This is a genomic window from uncultured Parasphingorhabdus sp., from assembly GCF_963975735.1.
Lineage (GTDB): Bacteria > Pseudomonadota > Alphaproteobacteria > Sphingomonadales > Sphingomonadaceae > Parasphingorhabdus.
Genome location: NZ_CAXBIA010000002.1, coordinates 283,178 through 303,032 on the forward strand (window position 1 = coordinate 283,178; position 19,855 = coordinate 303,032).

A 19,855-nucleotide genomic window follows, 5' to 3' on the forward strand; every position below is an offset into this window, starting at 1 on the left:
TCTGGAGATTTTATCATGGGTGATGTTCAAGGTTGGCGCAAGCTGCTGGGAGTGATCGGGCCGTCGACCAATACTGTGGTCCAGCCCGATATGGAACGCATGCGACCGAACGGCATCACCAACCATTATTCCCGCATTTTCGTGACCGATCCGGTTGCGCTGTCCGATGAAGATTTCTTCGCTGGCACCCAAGCGATTTCCGACAATACGATGGATGCGGTGCGCTCGGTCATTACCTGCAAACCCGACTATCTGGTGATGGGCATGTCGGCGGTCACCTTCTATGGCGGCATCGCCGGTGGCGAAAAGTTCAAGAAGCAGGTCGAGGAAGTTGCCGGGCTTGAGGTAAGCATCGGTTCGGAATCCCTGGTCGCTGCGCTCAAGGCCTATGGCGGGATCAAAAGGGTGAGTTTCGTCTCTCCCTATTTTCCGGCGGCCAACGCGGAAGTACGCAATTATCTCGAAGAATCAGGCTTTGAAGTGGTCCGTGATGTATCGCTGCAATGCCAATGCTGGACCGACATTGCGAAGGTAACGCCAGAGAGGCTGACTGAAGTGCTCGCAGAGCTCGACGGCCCCGACGTCGATGCGCTGGTGCAGGTAGGCACCAATCTTTCGATGGTTGATCTAGCGGCCGAGACCGAAGCACGGCTGGGCAAACCGGTCATCGCCATCAACGCGGCGACATATTGGCACGCGCTCCGGGCCTGCGGTATCGACGACAAGATTGACGGCCTGGGTCGCTTGCTCTCGGAATATTGATATCGGCTTTGCGTCCTAGTTCCGGTAGGTCGCCTCTTCACGGTCAAAAATAGCCAGCGGATCGCGCGCCATTTGCGGGTCTGTTTCCGCAACCATGTCGCATAGCGGGATTAGATTTGCCCCCTGCTGGGCGTAACTGGTGCCTCGGAACCACCAGAAAACATGTCCGGTATCGTGGCGCAGCCGCATACGACGGACAATGGCGGCGCGCGTTGCCGGATCGGTTGGAATGCCGCCATTGTCCAGCGGACCGGGCGGTGCTGCTGTTGATGCCATAGCCGGGGCAGACAGACTGGCGGCCACGCCGGCGGCAACGCCTCCGGCCATCAATGTGCGGCGACTGAGCAGCAGGCTTTCGTCATTCATATCGATCATATTCTTGGATCCCCTTGCAATTGTAAGGCTATTTCATGATGCCATTTCGGTGCGGCCTTGCCGGCACGCAAGAGCGCTCTTGCCCGTAAAGCGATCGCCTCAGGAGATAATGCCGCTTGCTCGACCGGAATAGCATGGTCGCTGTCAGCGGCATACCATGGCGCGAACAGAGCTGACGCCCGTGCCGCAGACCAGGCTCTCGACAAATAGCCGCCGAAGCGGTCCGGCGTCAGATCTGGATAGAGTATATCGGGCTCTCCGTTCGGCAATTCTGGCCAGATTATCTTCTCCGCGCCCAGTTGTCGTCGCGCGGCTTTGATCGCCGCGCGATAATCATCGCACTCGCTGGAAAGACCATGACCCGGCACATCGATCGCCAGCTCACCGGCCTGCGGTTCGGTCAATTCCGCGCCCGGTGCGTGCAGTACCATATTCTGCGCTCCGCGGGTTCCGCGCCAGTGGATCAGTCCCTCGTCGACGGCAATGAAGCCCACACTGTCGTCTTCCGCGAGCCTCGGGCAATCGGCCTGTCCATGTTCTTTGAGAAAGGAAAGACTCAGTTCCTGATGTTCGACTGGCGTTTCGACTTTCTTGGTTTGCCAGCTTTCCGGCATTGATCTCATCCTGTCGATATGATCGCAGAGAGGATCGCCGCGATAGGCGCTGATCAATACAGGCGCGGTAACTGCATCGCGCTGCGGCACTTCGGGTTTGGCAAGCAGCACAGCGCGGTAGCCGAAACGATAGGCATTGCCGGCATCGAGCATTTCCATGACCACCGCGTTGACCCGTTCCGGGTCGGCATGGGCGACCGAGAGTCGCGTCTCGTCGCGAACATCAAACCATGGGAAAAACCAGCTCTGTTCCAATATCCGGTTCCACAGCCAGACCAGATGTTCGCCATAAGGGCTAGGATGGAATTCAGGGATGTAACGCTCGCCGAATATGCGCATTTCGTCGTCGGTCCAGATCGCATAGCCACCTATTGCCAGGGTAGAGAGCCGGTCTGGATGGCGCTTCAAAAGATGGGCAAGAATGATCCCGCCCGAATGAAAGCCATAGGCTGCGCAACGGGCCACGCCCAGTATATCGAGAAACTCCACCAGTGCGTCGGCGAAATCACCGACTTCCGGCACACCTGGAAGCGGATCAGATTGCCCAAATCCGGGCGAATCGGGAGCAATGCAGGTAAAAAACGATGCCCATTTGTGCATAATCTGCTCATACTCGGCAGAACTGCGCGGACTTTGGTGGACCAAAAGCAGCGGCGGGCCCGAACCGCATCGCCGATAATGGACGATACGTTGATGTACTTCCCCGCTGGCCGGGATCGTCAGAAAATGGCGGGTGATCAGGGTTATTGTTTAGGCCTTTAGCGGATCGTTAAGGGCTGATTTGGCGTTAAAGTCCGGATAGCGGCCCATCGTTAGCAGCAACAGCGCGCCGACTGCGAACAAGATCATCGATGTTTGCAACATCCCGTCATAGCTGCCCGTGACATCGCGTACATGACCATAGAGAACCGGTGAAAGCGATGCCGCGATGCCAAACGGCATATAGAGCATACCGTATATCTTGCCATAATTGGCCATGCCGAAATAGCGGCTGGCGAGATAGGCAATCAGGTCGCTTTCTGCGCCCGCCGCAAAGCCCAGCATGATGGCGGAAAGATAGATTCTCATCTCGTTCGAAGCCGTTCCCTGCAACCAGTAACAGGCAATGGCGGGTATCAACAATATCGGCAGGCAGACGATCGGCGCCCATAACCGGTCAAACAACCATCCGGTAAGCAGCCGTCCGACGAAAATGGATATTCCGATGGTTCCCATAACACCGGCTGCGAGTTCGGCATCCATGCCATGCTGCTTGATGATCTCCGGCATGTGAACATGCGCGCCGCCATAAGCCAAGGCGATGCAGGCAATCGAAATCCACATTGTCCAGAATCTGCGATCACGAAGCGACTGGCCCAGTGTCATGCCGAGCAGCGCACCGCCGGCCATCAGGCCTTCGGGTGCTTCTTCCGGTCTGGGTTCGCGGAACCAGAGATAGGCCAGCGGTACGGCGATGAGAAGCGGCAGAAGAGCTACAACCGGATACATGCCGCGCCACCCGAGTTCTGCAATCGACCAGACGGCAACACGCGGTACAACCATTGCGGACAGGCTTGTACCGAGCAAAAGTATGCCCAGCGCAAGTCCCCGGTTGGAGAAGAACCACATGTTGACTGCGCGGCTCCAGGTCACGGAAGTGGAGCCGATACCGACCAGGCCGACCAGAAACCAGGCGAGATAGAATATCACGATCGAGGCCGGGGTCAGGCCGACCATCGCGAAGGTGACGGCAAAGGCGAGAGTGGACAGAATCGCCACGATCCGGACGCCATAACGGTCTGCCAACCAGCCGTAGACCGGGGCCAACAAGGAAGCGACGATGCCAAATATCGAAAAGCCGAAACTGATCTCGGCAAAGCTCCAACCCATTTCGTCATGAATCGGACCGATTACGAAGCCCAATGTGTTGAAAGGGACGGGTGATGCTCCGAAGGCAATCCCGATTAGTCCAGCCAAAAGGACTTTCCAGCCAAGAGCAAATTCGGGTTTCTTCTTTGCCATTCAACATCTCTCTTCGCTAGCTGCAAACTAGAGGAGATGAGTTGCCGCTCAATGTCCCCTTGATTGAGCAGTTTGACCGAGGGTCGATAAGTAAATTTCGTGGAGGAATCTAAATAATCATGCATTTACAATGACCTATCACTTATCAGGGCGGGGGCGCTTCTATCCGACTGGCGGGTAACTGCAATCTAGCCATTGGGAATCGATAGCCAGTATCGCTTTTTTTTGGCAAATGATTGGGCCTGTGCCTTTGACCGGAAGTGGAGACTGGAATGTCATTGAGTCGTAGAAATTTCATGCTGGGAACGGCGGGTGTTGGCCTTACTCTTTTGGCGGCGGGCTGCGGCTCTAAAACGCCGCAAAAATACGATGCGATTGTTTTGGGCGCTGGCATCTCCGGCCTGCATGCGGCTCGGCTTCTCGAGCAGTCCGGTCTGACGGTTGCTGTGATCGAGGCGCGCGAACGGGTTGGCGGAAGAATTCTCAGCCTTACAGACCTTCCCGGACATCCTGAAATGGGCTTCAACTCGATGGGCTCCGGCTACGGGCGCGGAATCGATGCGGCGAAGCAGGCGGGTGTAGAACTCGTCGAAGTCGGCCATCGCTACACATATGGTCAACCGACCGGACTTTATATTAATGGCAAACATCTTTCGCGGGCAGAATGGGCCGCATATCCGGAAAACCCTTTCCCCGATGCGCTCAAACCGGTCATGCCTGCCGAACTGCCGTTTGTTTTGCTCGGCAAAAATCCGCCGATCAAGGATTGGACCAAATGGTGCGATCCGGCCAATGCAGCGCTCGACAAGCCGTTCGCCGAATTTCTTGCGCAACAAGGTTTGAATGAAGAAGCGATCAGGCTGGGCTATGATCTGGCGCCATATCATGGGAGAAACGCGCGAGACGTCTCGACGATGATGATGAGCTTTAACAGCGGCTTCGTTCAGAACCAGATTGCAGCGGGACCCGAATCTTTTGCAGTCAAGGGCGGTAACATTAAATTGCCGGAAGCCATTGCAGCTCAATTGAAGGGCGATGTCATTCTCGGAAGGCCGGTATCCGCGATCGAGCACAATGCGTCCGGAGCCATAGTCACCTGTCGGGACGGGTCTCGTTTTCAGGCGGCAAAACTGATCTGCTCGCTGCCACTAGCGGCATTGCGGAACATCGATATAACCCCAGGCCTGTCTGAACTGCAATCGAAGGCCGTAAAGGAAGCCAATTACCAACCGATCTCAATTGCTTTTCTGACCACCAAGGCGCCTTTCTGGGAAGAAGACGGTTTCGCACCCGGCATGTGGAGTGACAGTTTCTGTAGCACGGTCATTCCACAGCGATATGGAGCGACCGACGAAGAAGTGACCGGCCTGATGGTACAAGCGCGCGGGGACCTTGCGCTGCAATGGGACAAACTCGGTGCGGAAACCGCGATGGCGAAGATACTGGCGGATATTGAGTCGATGAGGCCGGTAGCAAAAGGAAAATTGGAAGCGCGCCATTACCATAGCTGGGCTGGCGAGGAATTTTCCGGTGGTGCGTGGGCATATTATGGCCCGGGTCAAGCGACTACACTACCCAAGGCAGTTGCTGAACAGGCGGGCCCGATCAGCTTCTGTGGAGAACACACGGAAACCTTAACGCGCGGAGTCGAAGGGGCCTTGGCATCCGCCGAACGTGTCGCGATGGAAATTCTGGCTGGATGAGGTCGCTGGAGATATAGTGATCAATGACCTGAAATAGCGACGCCTTTATGATAACATCCGGCGCGACTTTGTGGCACAGATTGGCACTGCCGGTTGTCCGAGAGGCGATAACACCTTGAAGCCTGGCTTGTTGTAAAAGGGGTGTCTCGCTGCGATCATTTCAAGCTCCATATCTAGGCTAAGTGCCATGCGCCTTGCTACGGATTTATCCGGAGTTTTTAGCGTTATACGGAGCATTATAGATAATTTTGCTGGATTTCCCAAACTGATGCGTCGGCGCCACCAGTAGGTTTGGCCCCGCCGATAGACACTCATGTCCGACTGGCCGATGCTGTGAAACAAGGCGTTTGTCTGAAAAATGTGCACATCAAGGTGCACAGGTAGGTGCACAACTTGGGATTCCGAATTCTCAACCGCATGTTGGGATGTCCTCAAAGTCTAGGAAAACTGCGGCTTCTGGTTGGGAAAGATAATCAATTGGTCGGGAAGAGAGGATTCGAACCTCCGGCCCCTGCGTCCCGAACGCAGTACTCTACCAGACTGAGCTACTTCCCGATCCGTGCGGTGGATGTGATATGGCGATTATATGCTAGTCCGATTTGCGGTTCAAGGCTTAGCCAAAGGGTAGTATGAAGACTCCTGCTTGATCTATCGACAACCGGAACTGGTTGAGGATATGGTCATAGCGGTCTAGCGTTTGGGGAACACATGGTTGGAGAATGACGGTTTGATTCCCGGACAACATTATGAGCAGCAATATCTTGATTTGATGCGGCAAATCTGGACGCAGGGTGACGAGCGTATTGATCGTACCGGCGTCGGCACGCGGGCCATTTTCGGTGTGACAATGCGCTTTGATCTTGCCGATGATGCCATCCCGTTGCTGACGACCAAGCGGGTGTTCTGGAAAACGGCGGCGCGGGAGATGCTCTGGTTTCTTACCGGTGATACCAACATCCGCGAGCTGGTGAAGCAGAAGGTGCATATCTGGACCGACTGGCCGCTCGAAAAATATCGCAAGGAAACCGGCGAACAACTCGACCGTGATGCGTTTGAACAGCGTATTATCGAAGACGATATTTTCGCTGCCAAATGGGGCGATCTCGGTCCGGTCTATGGCAAGCAATGGGTCGACTGGCCGCGTTACACTCCGGCAGGTGAGGGGCTTTATCGCCGCGAAGACAAGGGTATCAACCAGATCGAGTTGTTGATCGAGAGCATCCGGAACAATCCCGGTTCGCGACGTCATATTTTCACCGGCTGGAATGTTGCCGAACTGGACCAGATGGCATTGCCGCCCTGCCACAAGACCTATCAGTTTTACGTCTCCAACGGAAAATTGTCGGGGTTGCTCTATCAACGCAGTTGCGATCTTGGTCTAGGCTTTGCGTTTAATGTGTTTTCGGCCGGACTATTGATCCGGATGATCGCACAGCAATGCGATCTTGAGCCGGGGGAACTCGTCTGGAACGGAGGCGATGTGCATCTTTATCTCAATCATGCTGATCTTGTCGAAGAACAGATCACGCGAATGCCTTCCGGCGCACCGAAGTTGAAAGTCCTGCGCAAGCCGGTGTCGATCTTTGATTATCAGATCGGCGACTTCGTGGTGGAGGATTATGCTCCGCAATCCCATATCGCGGCGCCGGTGGCGGTTTAGCTTCCAACCCGCGGAACTGCTTTAATACTGCGCTATTAAGTCGCGGCGATGCTGTCCTCAAATTTTATTTCCAGGAGCAATGTAATATTCTGGTAAAATATGATACTAATAAACTTCAAAGTGAGTCGTGCGTTCTGTTTTTGAGTAGTGAGCTAGTAGTAAAGGTGTAGTTCAACCAAACTCTTTGGGGAGAGCATAGAATGTCGTTCCGTTCCATCAATCGTTCACTATTAGTCACGGTATCTTCAGCAACCTTTTTGGCGGGCTTGTCGACAGCGGCCCATGCGCAAACCGGACCCACTATGGTAGAAGATGCTCCTGCTATCGTTATTCGGGATGACCTGACTTTGAACGATCCGCCTCCGGTTGGTATCCTTGACAATATTGTGGATGTCACCGGTGTGGGACAGATGACCGTAAGGGCCAATCAGGCCACGACCTCTCTAGGCCTTTGTACCGGCACCCTGATCAATCCGCGCACCGTTATTTTTGCCGCCCACTGCGTGAATAGCCAAGCTGCCGACACATATGGCTTCGCGACAGGCGGGACGGCAATTGCCTTCGGGTTCAGTGCGGATAATCTCCCCGCAGTACGCCGCTGGGTCGGGCTTGACGGCGGGATTGCAAACCAGACCGACGTAGGTTTCAACATCTACAATGTCGAACAAGTCTGGTACGACGAACGCTCTCTTCCGACCGGCTTCCTGGAAGCGGATGTGGCGATGGCAACGCTTGATACCCATGCCGGTGGCGTTCCGACCTGGACCATGTTGTTCTCGCCATTAACCGCCGAAACACACGGCGTCATAAACGGTTATGGAGCGAGGGGGCTGGGACCCGACGGGGCCAATCTCGGTATTGATTTCCGGCGGCGCATCGCAGAGAATATGATCTCTTCGGCGAGTTCGCTGAATGACAGGAATAATTTCCTCTTCGGCCCGGACGATTACGGATTGCCGCAGACGCTGTACAATACAGATTTTGACAGTCCGGCTGGTCAGGATGCCTTTGATAGCACAAACGGTATGTTTGATTTCGATCTATATGACGGTGCTGCGCTGCCGCGGGAAGGCACCACTGCAGGCGGTGATTCCGGAAGCGCACTGGTCGCGGATGAACTTTTTGACACACCGGTTGTCACGGCGGTATTATCTGGCGGCTCAAGGTTTTTCGGCAATAATCCGGCAGACCCGCTGACCTTCCAGCCATTTTCATCTTATGGAACGCAAAGCTTCTATCAGCCCCTCTATCTGTTCTGGGACCAGATCGTGGCAAATAACAGCTATGTTTATGCGTCCAGCCGTCCGGGTAATCGCGACTGGCTAAATCCGCATCACTGGGTGCAGGATATGGACCCCAATTACGGCATTGAAGTTGATGGTGAACTCGTAAACGCGCTCCCGGGATTTGAGGCGCCCGGCGTTACCGGCGACACGCCGAAATTTGGCAATATCTGTTTTCTGGACGATTGTGTCGATCTGTCGGCTTTAAGCGCGGAATTTGATGAAGGAACGCCGAATAGCGTCTTCATCGAAGGGGGCCCGGGCAGCCTGAACTTCGTCCCGGATAACGTCGTTGCTGACCCATCGGCTGATATTCGCGCGCGCTATTATGAAGTAACGCTCGCTGCGCACGGGACCACCCGATTGGGTGATGATATCACCATTGACCGGCTTAATCTCGAGGGCGCAGCGCGGCTTGATATCCGCAGCGGCGGAAATCTGAAAGTCTGGGGCGATTATACCCAGACTGGCGGGTGGCTGGATCTTGACGGCAGCCTCACAACCGGCGAAGCTTTCTTTGGTACAGGGCTGCTGACCGGTAATGGCTTTTTTGATCCGACATTCCTGACTTCGGTCAACGGTTCTATCGCTCCCGGCAGTGGTTTCGGGGATACCGGGACCTTGACGATCGCGGGTGACGTCATCCTGGCTTCCGGAACATTGTCCCTTTTTGATGTTAATCGTTATGGCAATGACCAGTTGGCGGTGGTTGGTGATGCCGACAATCCCGGGATCATTTCCCTGGGCGGTACCGCAGCAGTGATCAATGCATTTGGTCGAAGCAGTGCCCGCTATGGTCAGACTTTCGAGATCATCACGGCTGAAGGTGGCGTCGAAAATACTTTTGACAATGTGGTAGGCAGAATCGGTGTCCTCTATCCTGAGCTGAGCTACGGTTCGAATAATGTTATCGCGAGGATGCGGGTTATCCGTTTCTCGGATTTCTTCCGGAGCGGCGGTATTACCAACCCGTTCTCACTGGCGTTCGGCAATGCTTTGGACAGTGCGCGCGGTCACTCCTATAACGATCTCGCCAATGTTTATGGTTTGATTGATGTCATGGAAGTTCCTGAATTGAATGCGACCTTCCAGAGTCTGTCGGCCTCGCAAGCTGGCCGGACAACCACTTTGGATGAGCGCCAAAGCTCGACGATGCGGACTTTGGTTTCGGATCGCCTGTCATTGCTCGGTTCCGGGCAGGGCGTCGCGGGAAAAATCCAGATTGTCGGTGCGCCCGAGGTTTTCGATGGTCGCCGTCAGATGATCGGCAGCACCGCCTCGCAGATAAGTTTTGCCAAAAACTATCAGTCTTCCAGTTGGGACGCCGTGGCATTGCCGGAAAATATAAGCGGTTTCATGTCTGCAGGATTTGAGCAGTCATCGCTGGCATTTTCGGACAATAATGTCGGGGTACAGCAAGGCAGCTGGCATGTTGCCATGGGTCTGGAATTCGGTCTGGATGATCGCACCACATTCGGTACAGCCTTCGGCTATGCAAATGGTGTGCAGGAGGTTAGCGGCAGCGTTGCCAATGTAGAAACAAATCAGGCGTCGGTTTACGGTAATTATCGCCTTGGTGGAAATTTCTACGTCGGTGGTCAGGCTTCTGTGTCTTATTCGCAGATCGACTCCAATAGCCGGATCACGGCTGGGCTTTCATCCAGCAACCTGAATACCGATTCTATGGCTTTTGCGAGCGAGATTGAGGCTGGCTATAATATCAATGTCGACGGCTTGATGCTGACGCCACGGGCCAGCATCGGTTATTCATCCTATAATGTTGACGGTTTCCGCGACAGTGCCGGTAGTCTGGCGCTGGCCGTGGACGAGATCAGTCGCTCTGGTCTGGAAGCCAAGGTCGGATTGAAAATATCGGGCAACACCAAATTGGCCTTTGCATCGGGATGGTCGTTCCAGCCCGCCATGAAGCTTGATTATGTGAACCGCGTTTCCGGGAACGACACGAACTTCCGGGTCCGTTTCCTCGATGCGGAAAACGTATCGCTGCTATTGCCCATCGGTTTGCAGGATGCGTCTTATGGAGAGATCAAAGGCGGTTTCAGCTTTACCAACGGCGATTTGAGCTTTGGTGCTGCGGTTGAAAGTCGGCTGGGGCAGCAAATCTATCGTGATGATCGCGCTATGATGAACATGGCGCTGCGCTTCTAAATATCGACATCGTCCGAGATAGTAAGAAAGAGGGGGCATTAATTTGCTCCCTTTTTTTATATCCCATCATAGGACAGATACGTTGACCTTTATGCGAAGATGAAATAATATAACAACCGGTTGAAATAAATATTGCACTGCAGCGTTGCGGTGAAGCAGGAGAGTTTGGATGGTTGATGACAATCGCAAAAGCAATTTGCCACCCCTGACTTTGCACATACCGGAGCCGAAATTCCGTCCGGGTGATGTGGTTGACTATGGCGATCTGGACATCTCTCAGGCCGGTGCGCAGGCGCGACCGGATATAAACACCGCGCCCAAGGACATGCGCGATATGGTCTATGACATGGTCCGCGTTCTGGATGATGATCACAAGGCTGTCGGTCCCTGGGATCCCAAGCTTGATGACGAAACGCTGCTGACGATGCTCCGCACGATGGTGCAGGTACGGACTTTTGATGACCGGCTGCATCGTCAGCAACGCCAGGGCAAAACCAGCTTCTATATGAAATGTACCGGCGAGGAGGCGACATCGGTCGCTGCCGCCATGGCTTTGCACGGCGATGACATGTGCTTTCCCAGCTATCGCCAGCAAGGGATATTGTTCGTCCGCGGTTACCCGATGATCGAGATGGTCAACCAGATTTTCTCGAACAAGGCGGACAAGCTCAAAGGGCGTCAGCTGCCGATCATGTATAGCTCCCGCGAGCTGAACTTCTTCACCGTGTCGGGCAATCTGACCACGCAATATCCGCAAGCGGTTGGCTGGGCGATGGCCAGCGCCAGCAAGGGCGACAGCCGGATTGCAGCGGTTTGGTGTGGCGAGGGGTCTACCGCCGAGGGTGACTTTCATGCGGCTATGACCTTCGCCGCGGTGTATAATGCGCCGGTGATCATGAATGTGGTCAACAACCAGTGGGCAATTTCGTCCTTTTCCGGTTTTGCCGGAGCAGAGCGTACCACCTTTGCCGCGCGCGGTGCCGGCTATGGCATTGCCGCGCTGCGTGTTGATGGCAATGATCCGCTGGCGGTCTATGCGGCGACAAGCTGGGCGGCAGAACGGGCGCGGACCAATCAGGGACCGACGCTGATCGAGCATTTCACCTATCGCGCGGAAGCCCATAGCACGTCCGATGATCCGACCGCCTATCGCAGCGCGCAGGAGCGCGAGGAATGGCCACTCGGTGATCCGATCAACAGGCTTAACAAACATCTGATCCAGCGCGGCGTGTGGAGCGATGAGCAACAGGAACAGCTGGACGCGGAATGCCTCGCAGCGGTCAAGGAAGCGGTGACCGAAGCGGCCAAGAACGGCATATTGGGCCACGGCCTGCACCAGCCGTTTGAAACCATGTTTCAGGATGTGTTCGAGGAAATGCCCTGGCATCTCAAGGAACAGGCGGCGCAAGCCAACAAGGAACGGGAAATCAAATGGCCGTCATGAACATGATAGAGGCCATCAACAGCGGCCTCGCGACAATGATGGAACGCGACGATAATGTCGTGATCATGGGCGAAGACGTCGGCTATTTCGGCGGGGTTTTCCGCGCGACCGCCGGCCTTCAGGAAAAATTCGGCAAGACCCGCTGTTTTGATACGCCGATATCCGAATGTGGTATCATTGGCGCTGCAGTCGGCATGTGCGCTTATGGATTGCGGCCGGTGCCGGAAATCCAGTTTGCCGATTATATCTATCCGGGCATGGATCAGCTGATTTCGGAAGCGGCGCGGTTGCGCTATCGTTCGGCGGGCGAATTTACCGCAGCGATGACCGTCCGGTCGCCGGTTGGTGGCGGCATATTTGGCGGACAGACGCATAGCCAGTCGCCCGAAGCGATGTTTACCCATGTGTCGGGCCTGAAAACGGTCATTCCGTCAACGCCTTATGACGCCAAGGGACTGCTGATCGCTTCGATCGAGGATAATGATCCGGTGCTCTTTCTCGAGCCCAAGCGGATCTACAATGGCCCGTTCACTGGCTATTATGACAATCCGGTCTCGCCATGGTCGAAATTTGCCGAGTCCGAGGTGCCGGAAGGCCATTATACGGTGCCGCTGGGCAAGGCCAAGATTGTCCGTGAAGGCGATGCGGTGACGGTTCTGGCTTATGGCACGATGGTCCATGTTGCAAAGGCAGTGGTCGAGGAACATGGCATCAACGCCGAGGTGATCGATCTGCGCACTCTGGTGCCGGTCGATATCGAGACGATCGAAAAGTCGGTCAAGAAGACCGGTCGCTGTCTGATCGTGCACGAAGCGACGCGGACCAGCGGCTTTGGTGCGGAGTTGTCGGCGTTGGTGCAGGAACGCTGTTTCTATCATCTCGAGGCACCGATCGAGCGGGTCACCGGATTTGACACGCCCTATCCGCATAGCCTGGAATGGGCCTATTTTCCGGGTCCGGTCCGGATCGGCGAAGCGTTGGAAAAGATTGTCAGGGATTTGAAATCATGAGCAAATATATATTCAACCTGCCGGATATTGGCGAGGGTATTGCCGAAGCGGAAATCGTCAAATGGCATATCAAGATCGGCGATGTCGTGGCCGAAGATGACCAGATTGCCGACGTCATGACCGACAAGGCGACGGTCGAGATGGAAGCGCCGGTTTCGGGCAAGATCGTTGGTCTGGCCGGTGAAGAAGGCGACATTATCGCGATCGGTTCGATGCTGGTCGAGATCGAAGTCGAGGGTGACGTCGATGTCGATAAATTGGAAGATTTGGAAGCATCCAGCGCGGTTCCGAATGAGGCCGCTCAGGCCGAGATTGACGTCGTGCCGTCAGAACAAGTCATTGATAAAGAAGAAGATAATCCGGATACTCCAACAAGACCAGTTGTTCCGAAAGAGTCTGAAGTGTCATCTGCCGATCCAACAAGCCTTGACGCCATGCCCGCCCGGAATGAACAACCGAAACCGCTCGCTACGCCTGCCGTTCGCAAGCGGGCCGCCGATCTCGGTGTCGACCTGAGCGAGGTCAAGGCGCAGGGCGAGCATATCCGTCACAGCGATCTTGACGCCTATCTGAACTATGGTGCGGGGCAGGGCTATCGTCCGCCCGGTGCCGTGCAGAAACGTGACGACGAGAAGATCAAAGTCATCGGAATGCGCCGCAAAATCGCGCAGAATATGGCAGATTCGAAACGGAATATTCCGCATTTCTCCTATGTCGACGAAATCGACATGACCGAGATCGAGGATATGCGTGCTGATCTCAACGGCAATCGCGGCGAGCGGGCGAAGCTGACGATCCTGCCGCTGATGATCGCGGCGATCTGCAAGGCCCTGCGCGATTTCCCGATGCTGAATGCGACCTATGATGATGAAGCGGGCTTTGTCACACGCCATGGCGCCGTCCATCTTGGCATGGCGACCCAGACCCATCAGGGGCTGATGGTGCCGGTTCTGCGTAACGCCCAGGATCTCAATATCTGGCAATTGTCATCGGAAATCAGCCGTCTTGCCGCTGCCGCACGTGATGGCAGTGCGACGGCAAAGGAACTGACCGGATCGACGCTGACCCTGACATCGCTCGGACCGCTGGGCGGAATCGCGACAACGCCGGTGATCAACCGTCCGGAAGTGGCAATCATCGGACCGAACAAGATTGTCGAACGCCCGATGATCATCGACGGTGAAATCCATGCCCGCAAGCTGATGAACCTGTCGATCTCCTGCGATCACCGCGTGGTCGATGGATATGATGCGGCTAGTTATGTGCAGGCGCTCAAGCATTTTCTGGAAACGCCGGTTTTGTTGTTTGCGGATTGAAGAGGGCGGGGAGCTACCGTTCGTCCTGAGCTTGTCGAGCCGAAGGCCAGCGGCAGCTAACGACAGCTCACGCCGATAGGTGCACTTCGACAAGCTCAGTGCGAACGGAAAGAGGCAAGTGCGGTTCTTCTCCCGTGAGGGAGAAGGATGGGAAGACTTGGCAGCTTGCTGCCTAGTCGCAGCTGGATGAGGGTGTTCTGCGCTTCAGGTAGCAGAAGACCCTCATCCAACGCCGCCTAATTCGCTTTGCTCATAAGGCTCTGTATCCTTCTCCCTCAAGGGAGAAGGGATCTAGAGCGGTGTCCTAACTAGTTGCCGTTCGTCCTGAGCTTGTCGAAGGACAGCGCGCGCCGATAGGTGCACTTCGACAGGCTCAGTGCGAACGGAACGAGGCAAGTCTGGCTTGGCTCTTTCTTCTCCCTCACGGGGGAAGGGCACTGAAGCCTTAAAGCCCCAGGCTTCCAAGCGTTTCCTGATCGAATTTGAGGCGGAAGGTGATGAACGGGCCGTCTCTGGTGTAGCGGCTCTCTTCAAAGTCGCGATCGGCAAAGCCGACGACATTATAGCCGACCGAAATATAGCCGTTCTTGAACGGGGTGATGCCGACGCTTGGCCCGCCGGAGTAAGCGATGCTGTCAAAATTGTTGCCGATGCGCGCGGTGGCCTGGCCGCCGACATCGATCGTGTCGGAAAGGTCGAACTTGATGTCGGCTCCGACAACATTGCTCCAGCCTTCGACATCATCCTGCCCGAACCGGTCAAATACATAGCGGCTGCCCCAGAAGAAGCCATATTCGCCCGCTTCGGTGAACAGGCCGTTATCGGCATCAACCGGCGTGTAGTTCACGCTCAGGCTGTTGATAATCCGCCGCGATGTCACATTCCCGTCGACGAGAAGCGGTGCGCCCCCGATCGGACCGGATGTGCCGGAAACGGCGTTGCGTACGCGATCTTCGCGGAATTCGAGCTTCTCGAGCCACGACCATTCGCTGTCGGCCGGGCGATGGGCCCAGCTGGCTTCCGCTTCGATCACTCTTGTGCTGACCCCGGTTTCATCTTCCGCGACAAATATGCTGGCGAGCGCGCCCAAAGCGCTGCCTTCGCTGATCTGTTTGAGCAGCGCGGTGGTCAAGCCATAGCGTTCGCTGATATCACCGTCGCGATATTCGGCGCGGCCGTTCCAGCTCCAGTCGTCGTGACGGAAGGTGAAACCCGCGGTGACCGCCAGAAAATCTTCGGTCAGCGTCGTGTCATTGCCCAGAAAACCGCCGGAAGCGACCGGTTGCTGTTCGTTGATAACGTCTGCGCGATCAAAACCGCTGACGGTCTCGTTGCCGTCCAGCGAGAAGTCGATCGTCCACTTGTCGTCGAGTGGAATGCTCTGGGTCAGGCCATAGGCGGCAAAAGTGCGCGGGCCATATTCAGTGATTTCCTGCTGGTTCATGCTGCTGACGATGCGCCCGCCGTCCCACGGCGTAACGTCGACACCGATCCGGGCTGTCCGGGCATCGATATTCTCGCCATCGGCAATTTCATAGGTGCCGATGATCTTTACGTTCTTGGTGACGGAATAGCGTGCCGAGAAGCTGTGCCGTGCCGGGAAATCAATGCTTTCGTCCTGACCGCCCAGAGCAAATTCGGTTTGCGCATCCAGTTCCAGCTTGCCGTTGAACAGCTGTTGGGTCGCGCCCAGCCTGACGAGCCTCGACTCGTTTTCGGTGCCGTCGGACAGCCGGTCATTGGCATAGACGATGCCCGCACGGAACGACCTGTCCTTCGTGCGATATTCCAGTTCGGCGGTACCGGCGCGGCGGCGGGCGCCCGACGTCAGGAAATCTTCCTGATAGCTGGTGACCGCCAGAGACAGATTCTCGCGGACCCTTACGCGGGCATCGATACCGAATTTACGGGTGCCGGTTTCGGCTGCATTGATCTGGCCCAGACCATAGCCGGTGGCCTGACGCCGGACATAGGCGAGCAGATCGAATTTCGAGCCATGATGCTCGGCTTCGACCAGCCAGGCGGTGGCGGCTTGCCCGCTGCTCGTCGCGGTGACCGCTTTCGCTTCATTGTCGGTGACGGCGAGTTCCGCGCGGAATTCGGTTCTGACGTCGGGCCGATAGCGGACATCAACGCCGAGCAGGTCGGTTTTGACGCTCTCGTCCTCGTCATGCACGGCGGTCGCGCCGATTTTCAACTTCTGGTCGGCGGTCTGGTAGGTCGCGCGGCCACCGGCGTTGAGATTGCGTCCGCCAATGCCGAGAACTTCATATTCGGCGATGATGAACTGCGGATCGAATCCGCTGCTGCGGCTGAGAATCGGTTCGCGGAAGCGCAAGGTGCCGGCCAGATAGTCGATGTCATAATCGATATGCCGCGTCAGTTCGCGTTGCTCGATGATCCGGTCCGAACGCAAGCGGTCGCGCGTTTCCAGCGTGATCCGTTCGCTATTTGCCAATATGCCCCGTGCGGCGAGGGCATAGGGACCGGACAGGCCGTTGCCCTGGATCTCTTCGCGGCGAAATTGGTTGGGCGAGTCCGCGCCAAAGGCGTTGAGATGGACTTGATCGCTTCTATATTCCGCCTTGATGCCGTTGAACGCGCGCTGATATCGTGCCAGTTCGGGCTCGCTGATGCCGGTTTCATAATCACCGAACAGGGCGTAAAATTGCGGCCGCTCCAGCTTGAGATAGAGGCGGCGTACCGAAGCGGCGTCATAGCGTTGCTCGCTGCGGTCAGCATAGACGGTATAATAGCTGCGGGGATCGATGACGCCCCGAAACAGCGTTTCGTCCTCCTGTTTGTCGCTGTCATAGGCGAGGGTCATCAGCCATTTGCCGGTCACGCGGCCCTTGGCATAAAGCGCGACGCGGCCATCGACGTTGATATTGTCCTCATCCTCGACCAGATCCTCGAGTCGTTCATCCAGCGTGTTGAAGCCAATTGTACCGGCGGCAAAGCCGACGACGGTCCAGGGCCGGTCACCCGGATCGAGCCATGTCTCGATACGCTGGGTCCGTTCCACTTCACCATCGCGGAAGGGGAAGGAAATGCTGAGCGAACCGGAAGCCGTCGTCGGCGCCAGCTCGATATAGGCGATGCCTTCCTCGCCTTCGACCCGCCATACCGGCGCGCCCCGTTCGAGACCGGCCAGCTGGTTGGCTTGCTGGGCATCGATTTCAATCGCCGGGGCATAAGGCGCAGGGACGCTGAAATCGCCTACCATGCCGTTGCGGGCAGGTTTGCCGGTGCGATCCGTCAGCCGTACGGCAATCACCGGACGGGTAACGCCATCGGCGACAAGAATCGAGCGGTCCTTGAGCAATTGTGCGTTCAGCGGACTGCCGGCATAATGGACCTTGCGTTCCAATTGCTGGACGAGCGCGCCATTCTGATCGACGACCCGTGCCACGAATACATTGGTCCGGTCGCCGATTTCGATGCCGCGCCATGTGCTGACGCGGATTGTGCCGTCGGCGCTCTTCTTCGTTCCGTCAAACGCTAGGGGATTGACCGGCTTGCCGTTGACCGACAGTTCGACCCTCTGGCCATCATGATGCTTGATCGCGACGCGCAATGCCTTGACGCGCGGATTATGGTCTGCTTCGGGGAACAGCCATGCGATACCCGGCTCCTGACCGGATAGCCAGTCCTGACCGGCTCCGGCCGCTTCCGGATCAGACAGAACTGCGGGCTTGTGATAGATATATTTTTCGCTGATCTGTCTCGGCGCAACGGTTTTTGCCCGGAAATCCGCGCGTTTCAGCGCGCCGCCACGGCCTTCGACAAAGCGGGAGATATTGCTGCCGGCGGTCCGGGTGTTGCGCGCACAGTCGACCGGCGCGAGATCGGCGGGGAAGGTGGACGGATCGACCTGAACCACGTGCAGACCGGGTTTCAGCCCTTCAAAATGATAGCGGCCGTCGCTGTCGGTGACCGTATAGGTCCCGTCTTGCAAGATCACCCGAATACCGCCAATTCCGGCAGCTTTTTCGGGATCGGTCGAGCAGCCGCCGTCGGTAATCCGGCCGATCAGCGTGAACCGTTCGGAAATACCGTCGCGTTCCACGCGAACGAGCGCATCGACGGTCGGGCTGGTTGTGCCGCGATCGTCGCTCGCCGAGGCGAGATTGAGTGCATCTCCGGGTTGCGCATCCTGGCGCACTTCCGCGATATAGGTCAGCAGACCGCTGCCGGACGGGGGCAGGGGTGGGGCCTCGACGGTAAAATCCTGTCCATTGGCCTCGACACTGGCTGTGACCAGTTCGCCATTATAGCGGACCGTACCGGTTTTAAGCCGCATTGCGCGCGGTAGCCGATCGGAAATCGTAATCTGGCCGGTTGTCCGCACTGAATCGCTATTTTGCACCGTGACCCGATATTGCACCGCGTCTCCGGGCGCCGCCAGCGTCACCGAAGCCGCTTTGCTGATCAGCAGAGGCGTGCCGGGCCTGTCCAGTGGCACATCGACGCGCACCGGAGCCGGGTCATTCAGGATGATGATCCCGCCATAGGAGCCGTCGACAATCGTGAACGGCATGCCGTCCGTTCGCCGCAAGGGGGCCAGTTGTTGGGGCGTGGCGGTCGATGCGAAACTATAGGGCTGCGGGGGCTCGACCAGCAGGCGATATCGCCCCGCTCGTGCAAACGGAAAGCGATAAAAGCCTTCGGTGAAATTATAGACGGTGCCGCCGCTATCGGTCACCATATCGCCGGTAATCACGGTGCTGGGAAAGGCCGATATGCCATCATCGCCGAAAACATCGGCCGGTTGTCCGGTTGCAACATCGATCAGGGTAACCCGCGTACCCGATATCGGCGTGCCGTCACCGCTGTCGAAAGTCTCGCCAAAGGGATCGACCAATATGCCCAGAGCCACCTTGCCCAGCGGATTCCCTGCCGTTTCGTCAATGGAAACATCGAGCGTATCCCCGGGATGGACCGACAGCTTGCAGTCACCCTGTACCGGATGCGGCGGGATCGCTGCGGTGTTGATCATCCCGATAAAACGAGCCGTGTCCGGTCCGGTTTCCGAGACTGTGATCACTTCCCGGTCGCCTGCGGGCGTGGAAAGGACAATATCGAAGCTGTCGGCGACGAGCGGGTTGAAATTCTTGCCAGGCGCAAGAATCGACACGATCAGCGGCGCACCGGCCCGGATTTTGTCCGTCGGTGTGATCGATCCCGGATTCGTTGGTGTTCCGGCAAAGACCCCGTGCAGTTCGATCGGGATACTTCCTGCCGAACCGCGGCACATCGTGTCCGGAATGGGCACTTGTTCGGCTCCCGGAGGGTCACTGAACTGATGGGTGGTGATCTCGGGCGGGGCATTCGGTGCCGGAACGACCTGAATATTGACCCGATTGGACGGTTTTTGCAGTCTTTGGCCGCCGATATCCCATTCCGCTTGCGCGATATTGCTGATCAGCGGCAGATTCCGGGCGTGCGACTGCTCCCCGGCAAACGCGGGCTGCACGAGTGCCATGGAGGCAGACGCAGCTAAAGCGCCTGCAGCCAA

Annotated in this window: 11 protein-coding genes and 1 tRNA gene; 7 read left to right on the plus strand and 5 right to left on the minus strand. The window is 56.6% G+C overall.

Going from position 1 to position 19,855, the window contains the following annotated elements:
- The first annotated feature begins 15 nt into the window (after positions 1–15).
- Positions 16–762 carry an arylmalonate decarboxylase gene (locus AACZ86_RS04940; protein WP_339689880.1) on the plus strand — a complete coding sequence of 249 codons (747 nt, stop codon included), beginning with the start codon at positions 16–18 and terminating at the stop codon, positions 760–762.
- A gap of 15 nt (positions 763–777) precedes the next feature.
- On the opposite strand, the gene AACZ86_RS04945 is transcribed toward AACZ86_RS04940, so the two are convergent.
- The 3 genes from AACZ86_RS04945 to AACZ86_RS04955 are packed head-to-tail and all read right to left on the minus strand — an operon-like array spanning position 778 to position 3,752.
- The gene (locus tag AACZ86_RS04945; RefSeq protein ID WP_339689883.1) at positions 778–1,137 is read right to left on the minus strand and encodes a hypothetical protein; all 360 of its coding nucleotides are present in this window, start codon (positions 1,135–1,137) and stop codon (positions 778–780) included.
- Positions 1,134–2,498, minus strand: coding sequence for an alpha/beta hydrolase (locus tag AACZ86_RS04950; protein ID WP_339690250.1), 1,365 nt, complete (start codon positions 2,496–2,498; stop codon positions 1,134–1,136). The genes AACZ86_RS04945 and AACZ86_RS04950 overlap by 4 nt, the downstream gene beginning before the upstream one ends.
- A 3-nt stretch (positions 2,499–2,501) precedes the next feature.
- Entirely contained in the window at positions 2,502–3,752 is a 1,251-nt protein-coding gene (locus AACZ86_RS04955) for an MFS transporter (RefSeq protein WP_339689885.1), read from the minus strand.
- Positions 3,753–4,024: 272 nt separating this feature from the next.
- Here AACZ86_RS04955 and AACZ86_RS04960 point away from each other — a divergent pair, with 272 nt between their 5' ends.
- The gene (locus AACZ86_RS04960; RefSeq protein WP_339689887.1) at positions 4,025–5,455 is read left to right on the plus strand and encodes an FAD-dependent oxidoreductase; all 1,431 of its coding nucleotides are present in this window, start codon (positions 4,025–4,027) and stop codon (positions 5,453–5,455) included.
- Between the two features lie 478 nt (positions 5,456–5,933).
- Here AACZ86_RS04960 and AACZ86_RS04965 read toward each other — a convergent pair.
- Positions 5,934–6,010, minus strand: a tRNA-Pro gene (locus AACZ86_RS04965).
- Between the two features lie 157 nt (positions 6,011–6,167).
- Between AACZ86_RS04965 and thyA the strand changes: the two genes are divergently transcribed.
- The 5 genes from thyA (at position 6,168) to AACZ86_RS04990 (ending at position 14,337) form a co-directional block, all read left to right on the plus strand.
- The gene (thyA, locus tag AACZ86_RS04970) at positions 6,168–7,115 is read left to right on the plus strand and encodes a thymidylate synthase (protein ID WP_339689890.1); all 948 of its coding nucleotides are present in this window, start codon (positions 6,168–6,170) and stop codon (positions 7,113–7,115) included.
- Positions 7,116–7,417: 302 nt separating this feature from the next.
- Complete coding sequence (locus AACZ86_RS04975) at positions 7,418–10,567, plus strand: autotransporter domain-containing protein (protein WP_339689892.1); 3,150 nt, start codon at positions 7,418–7,420, stop codon at positions 10,565–10,567.
- Between the two features lie 169 nt (positions 10,568–10,736).
- Positions 10,737–12,011, plus strand: a complete 1,275-nt coding sequence (locus tag AACZ86_RS04980) for a 3-methyl-2-oxobutanoate dehydrogenase (2-methylpropanoyl-transferring) subunit alpha (RefSeq protein WP_339689894.1) — start codon at positions 10,737–10,739, stop codon at positions 12,009–12,011.
- The gene (locus tag AACZ86_RS04985; protein ID WP_339689896.1) at positions 11,999–13,021 is read left to right on the plus strand and encodes an alpha-ketoacid dehydrogenase subunit beta; all 1,023 of its coding nucleotides are present in this window, start codon (positions 11,999–12,001) and stop codon (positions 13,019–13,021) included. Before AACZ86_RS04980 ends, AACZ86_RS04985 begins: the two co-directional genes overlap by 13 nt.
- Positions 13,018–14,337, plus strand: a complete 1,320-nt coding sequence (locus tag AACZ86_RS04990) for a dihydrolipoamide acetyltransferase family protein (RefSeq protein ID WP_339689898.1) — start codon at positions 13,018–13,020, stop codon at positions 14,335–14,337. The genes AACZ86_RS04985 and AACZ86_RS04990 overlap by 4 nt, the downstream gene beginning before the upstream one ends.
- 445 nt (positions 14,338–14,782) lie before the next feature.
- Here AACZ86_RS04990 and AACZ86_RS04995 read toward each other — a convergent pair whose 3' ends face one another.
- Complete coding sequence (locus tag AACZ86_RS04995) at positions 14,783–19,822, minus strand: hypothetical protein (protein WP_339689900.1); 5,040 nt, start codon at positions 19,820–19,822, stop codon at positions 14,783–14,785.
- Positions 19,823–19,855: the final 33 nt, after the last annotated feature.

Bases quoted from the DNA above. Each gene is read 5' to 3' on its own strand.
- AACZ86_RS04945 (WP_339689883.1), bottom strand. From the start codon at position 1,137: ATGATCGATATGAATGACGAAAGCCTGCTGCTCAGTCGCCGCACATTG.
- AACZ86_RS04975 (WP_339689892.1), top strand. From the start codon at position 7,418: ATGGTAGAAGATGCTCCTGCTATCGTTATTCGGGATGACCTGACTTTG.
- AACZ86_RS04995 (WP_339689900.1), bottom strand. From the start codon at position 19,822: ATGGCACTCGTGCAGCCCGCGTTTGCCGGGGAGCAGTCGCACGCCCGG.
- AACZ86_RS04960 (WP_339689887.1), top strand. From the start codon at position 4,025: ATGTCATTGAGTCGTAGAAATTTCATGCTGGGAACGGCGGGTGTTGGC.
- AACZ86_RS04955 (WP_339689885.1), bottom strand. From the start codon at position 3,752: ATGGCAAAGAAGAAACCCGAATTTGCTCTTGGCTGGAAAGTCCTTTTG.
- AACZ86_RS04980 (WP_339689894.1), top strand. From the start codon at position 10,737: ATGGTTGATGACAATCGCAAAAGCAATTTGCCACCCCTGACTTTGCAC.
- AACZ86_RS04990 (WP_339689898.1), top strand. From the start codon at position 13,018: ATGAGCAAATATATATTCAACCTGCCGGATATTGGCGAGGGTATTGCC.
- AACZ86_RS04985 (WP_339689896.1), top strand. From the start codon at position 11,999: ATGGCCGTCATGAACATGATAGAGGCCATCAACAGCGGCCTCGCGACA.
- AACZ86_RS04940 (WP_339689880.1), top strand. From the start codon at position 16: ATGGGTGATGTTCAAGGTTGGCGCAAGCTGCTGGGAGTGATCGGGCCG.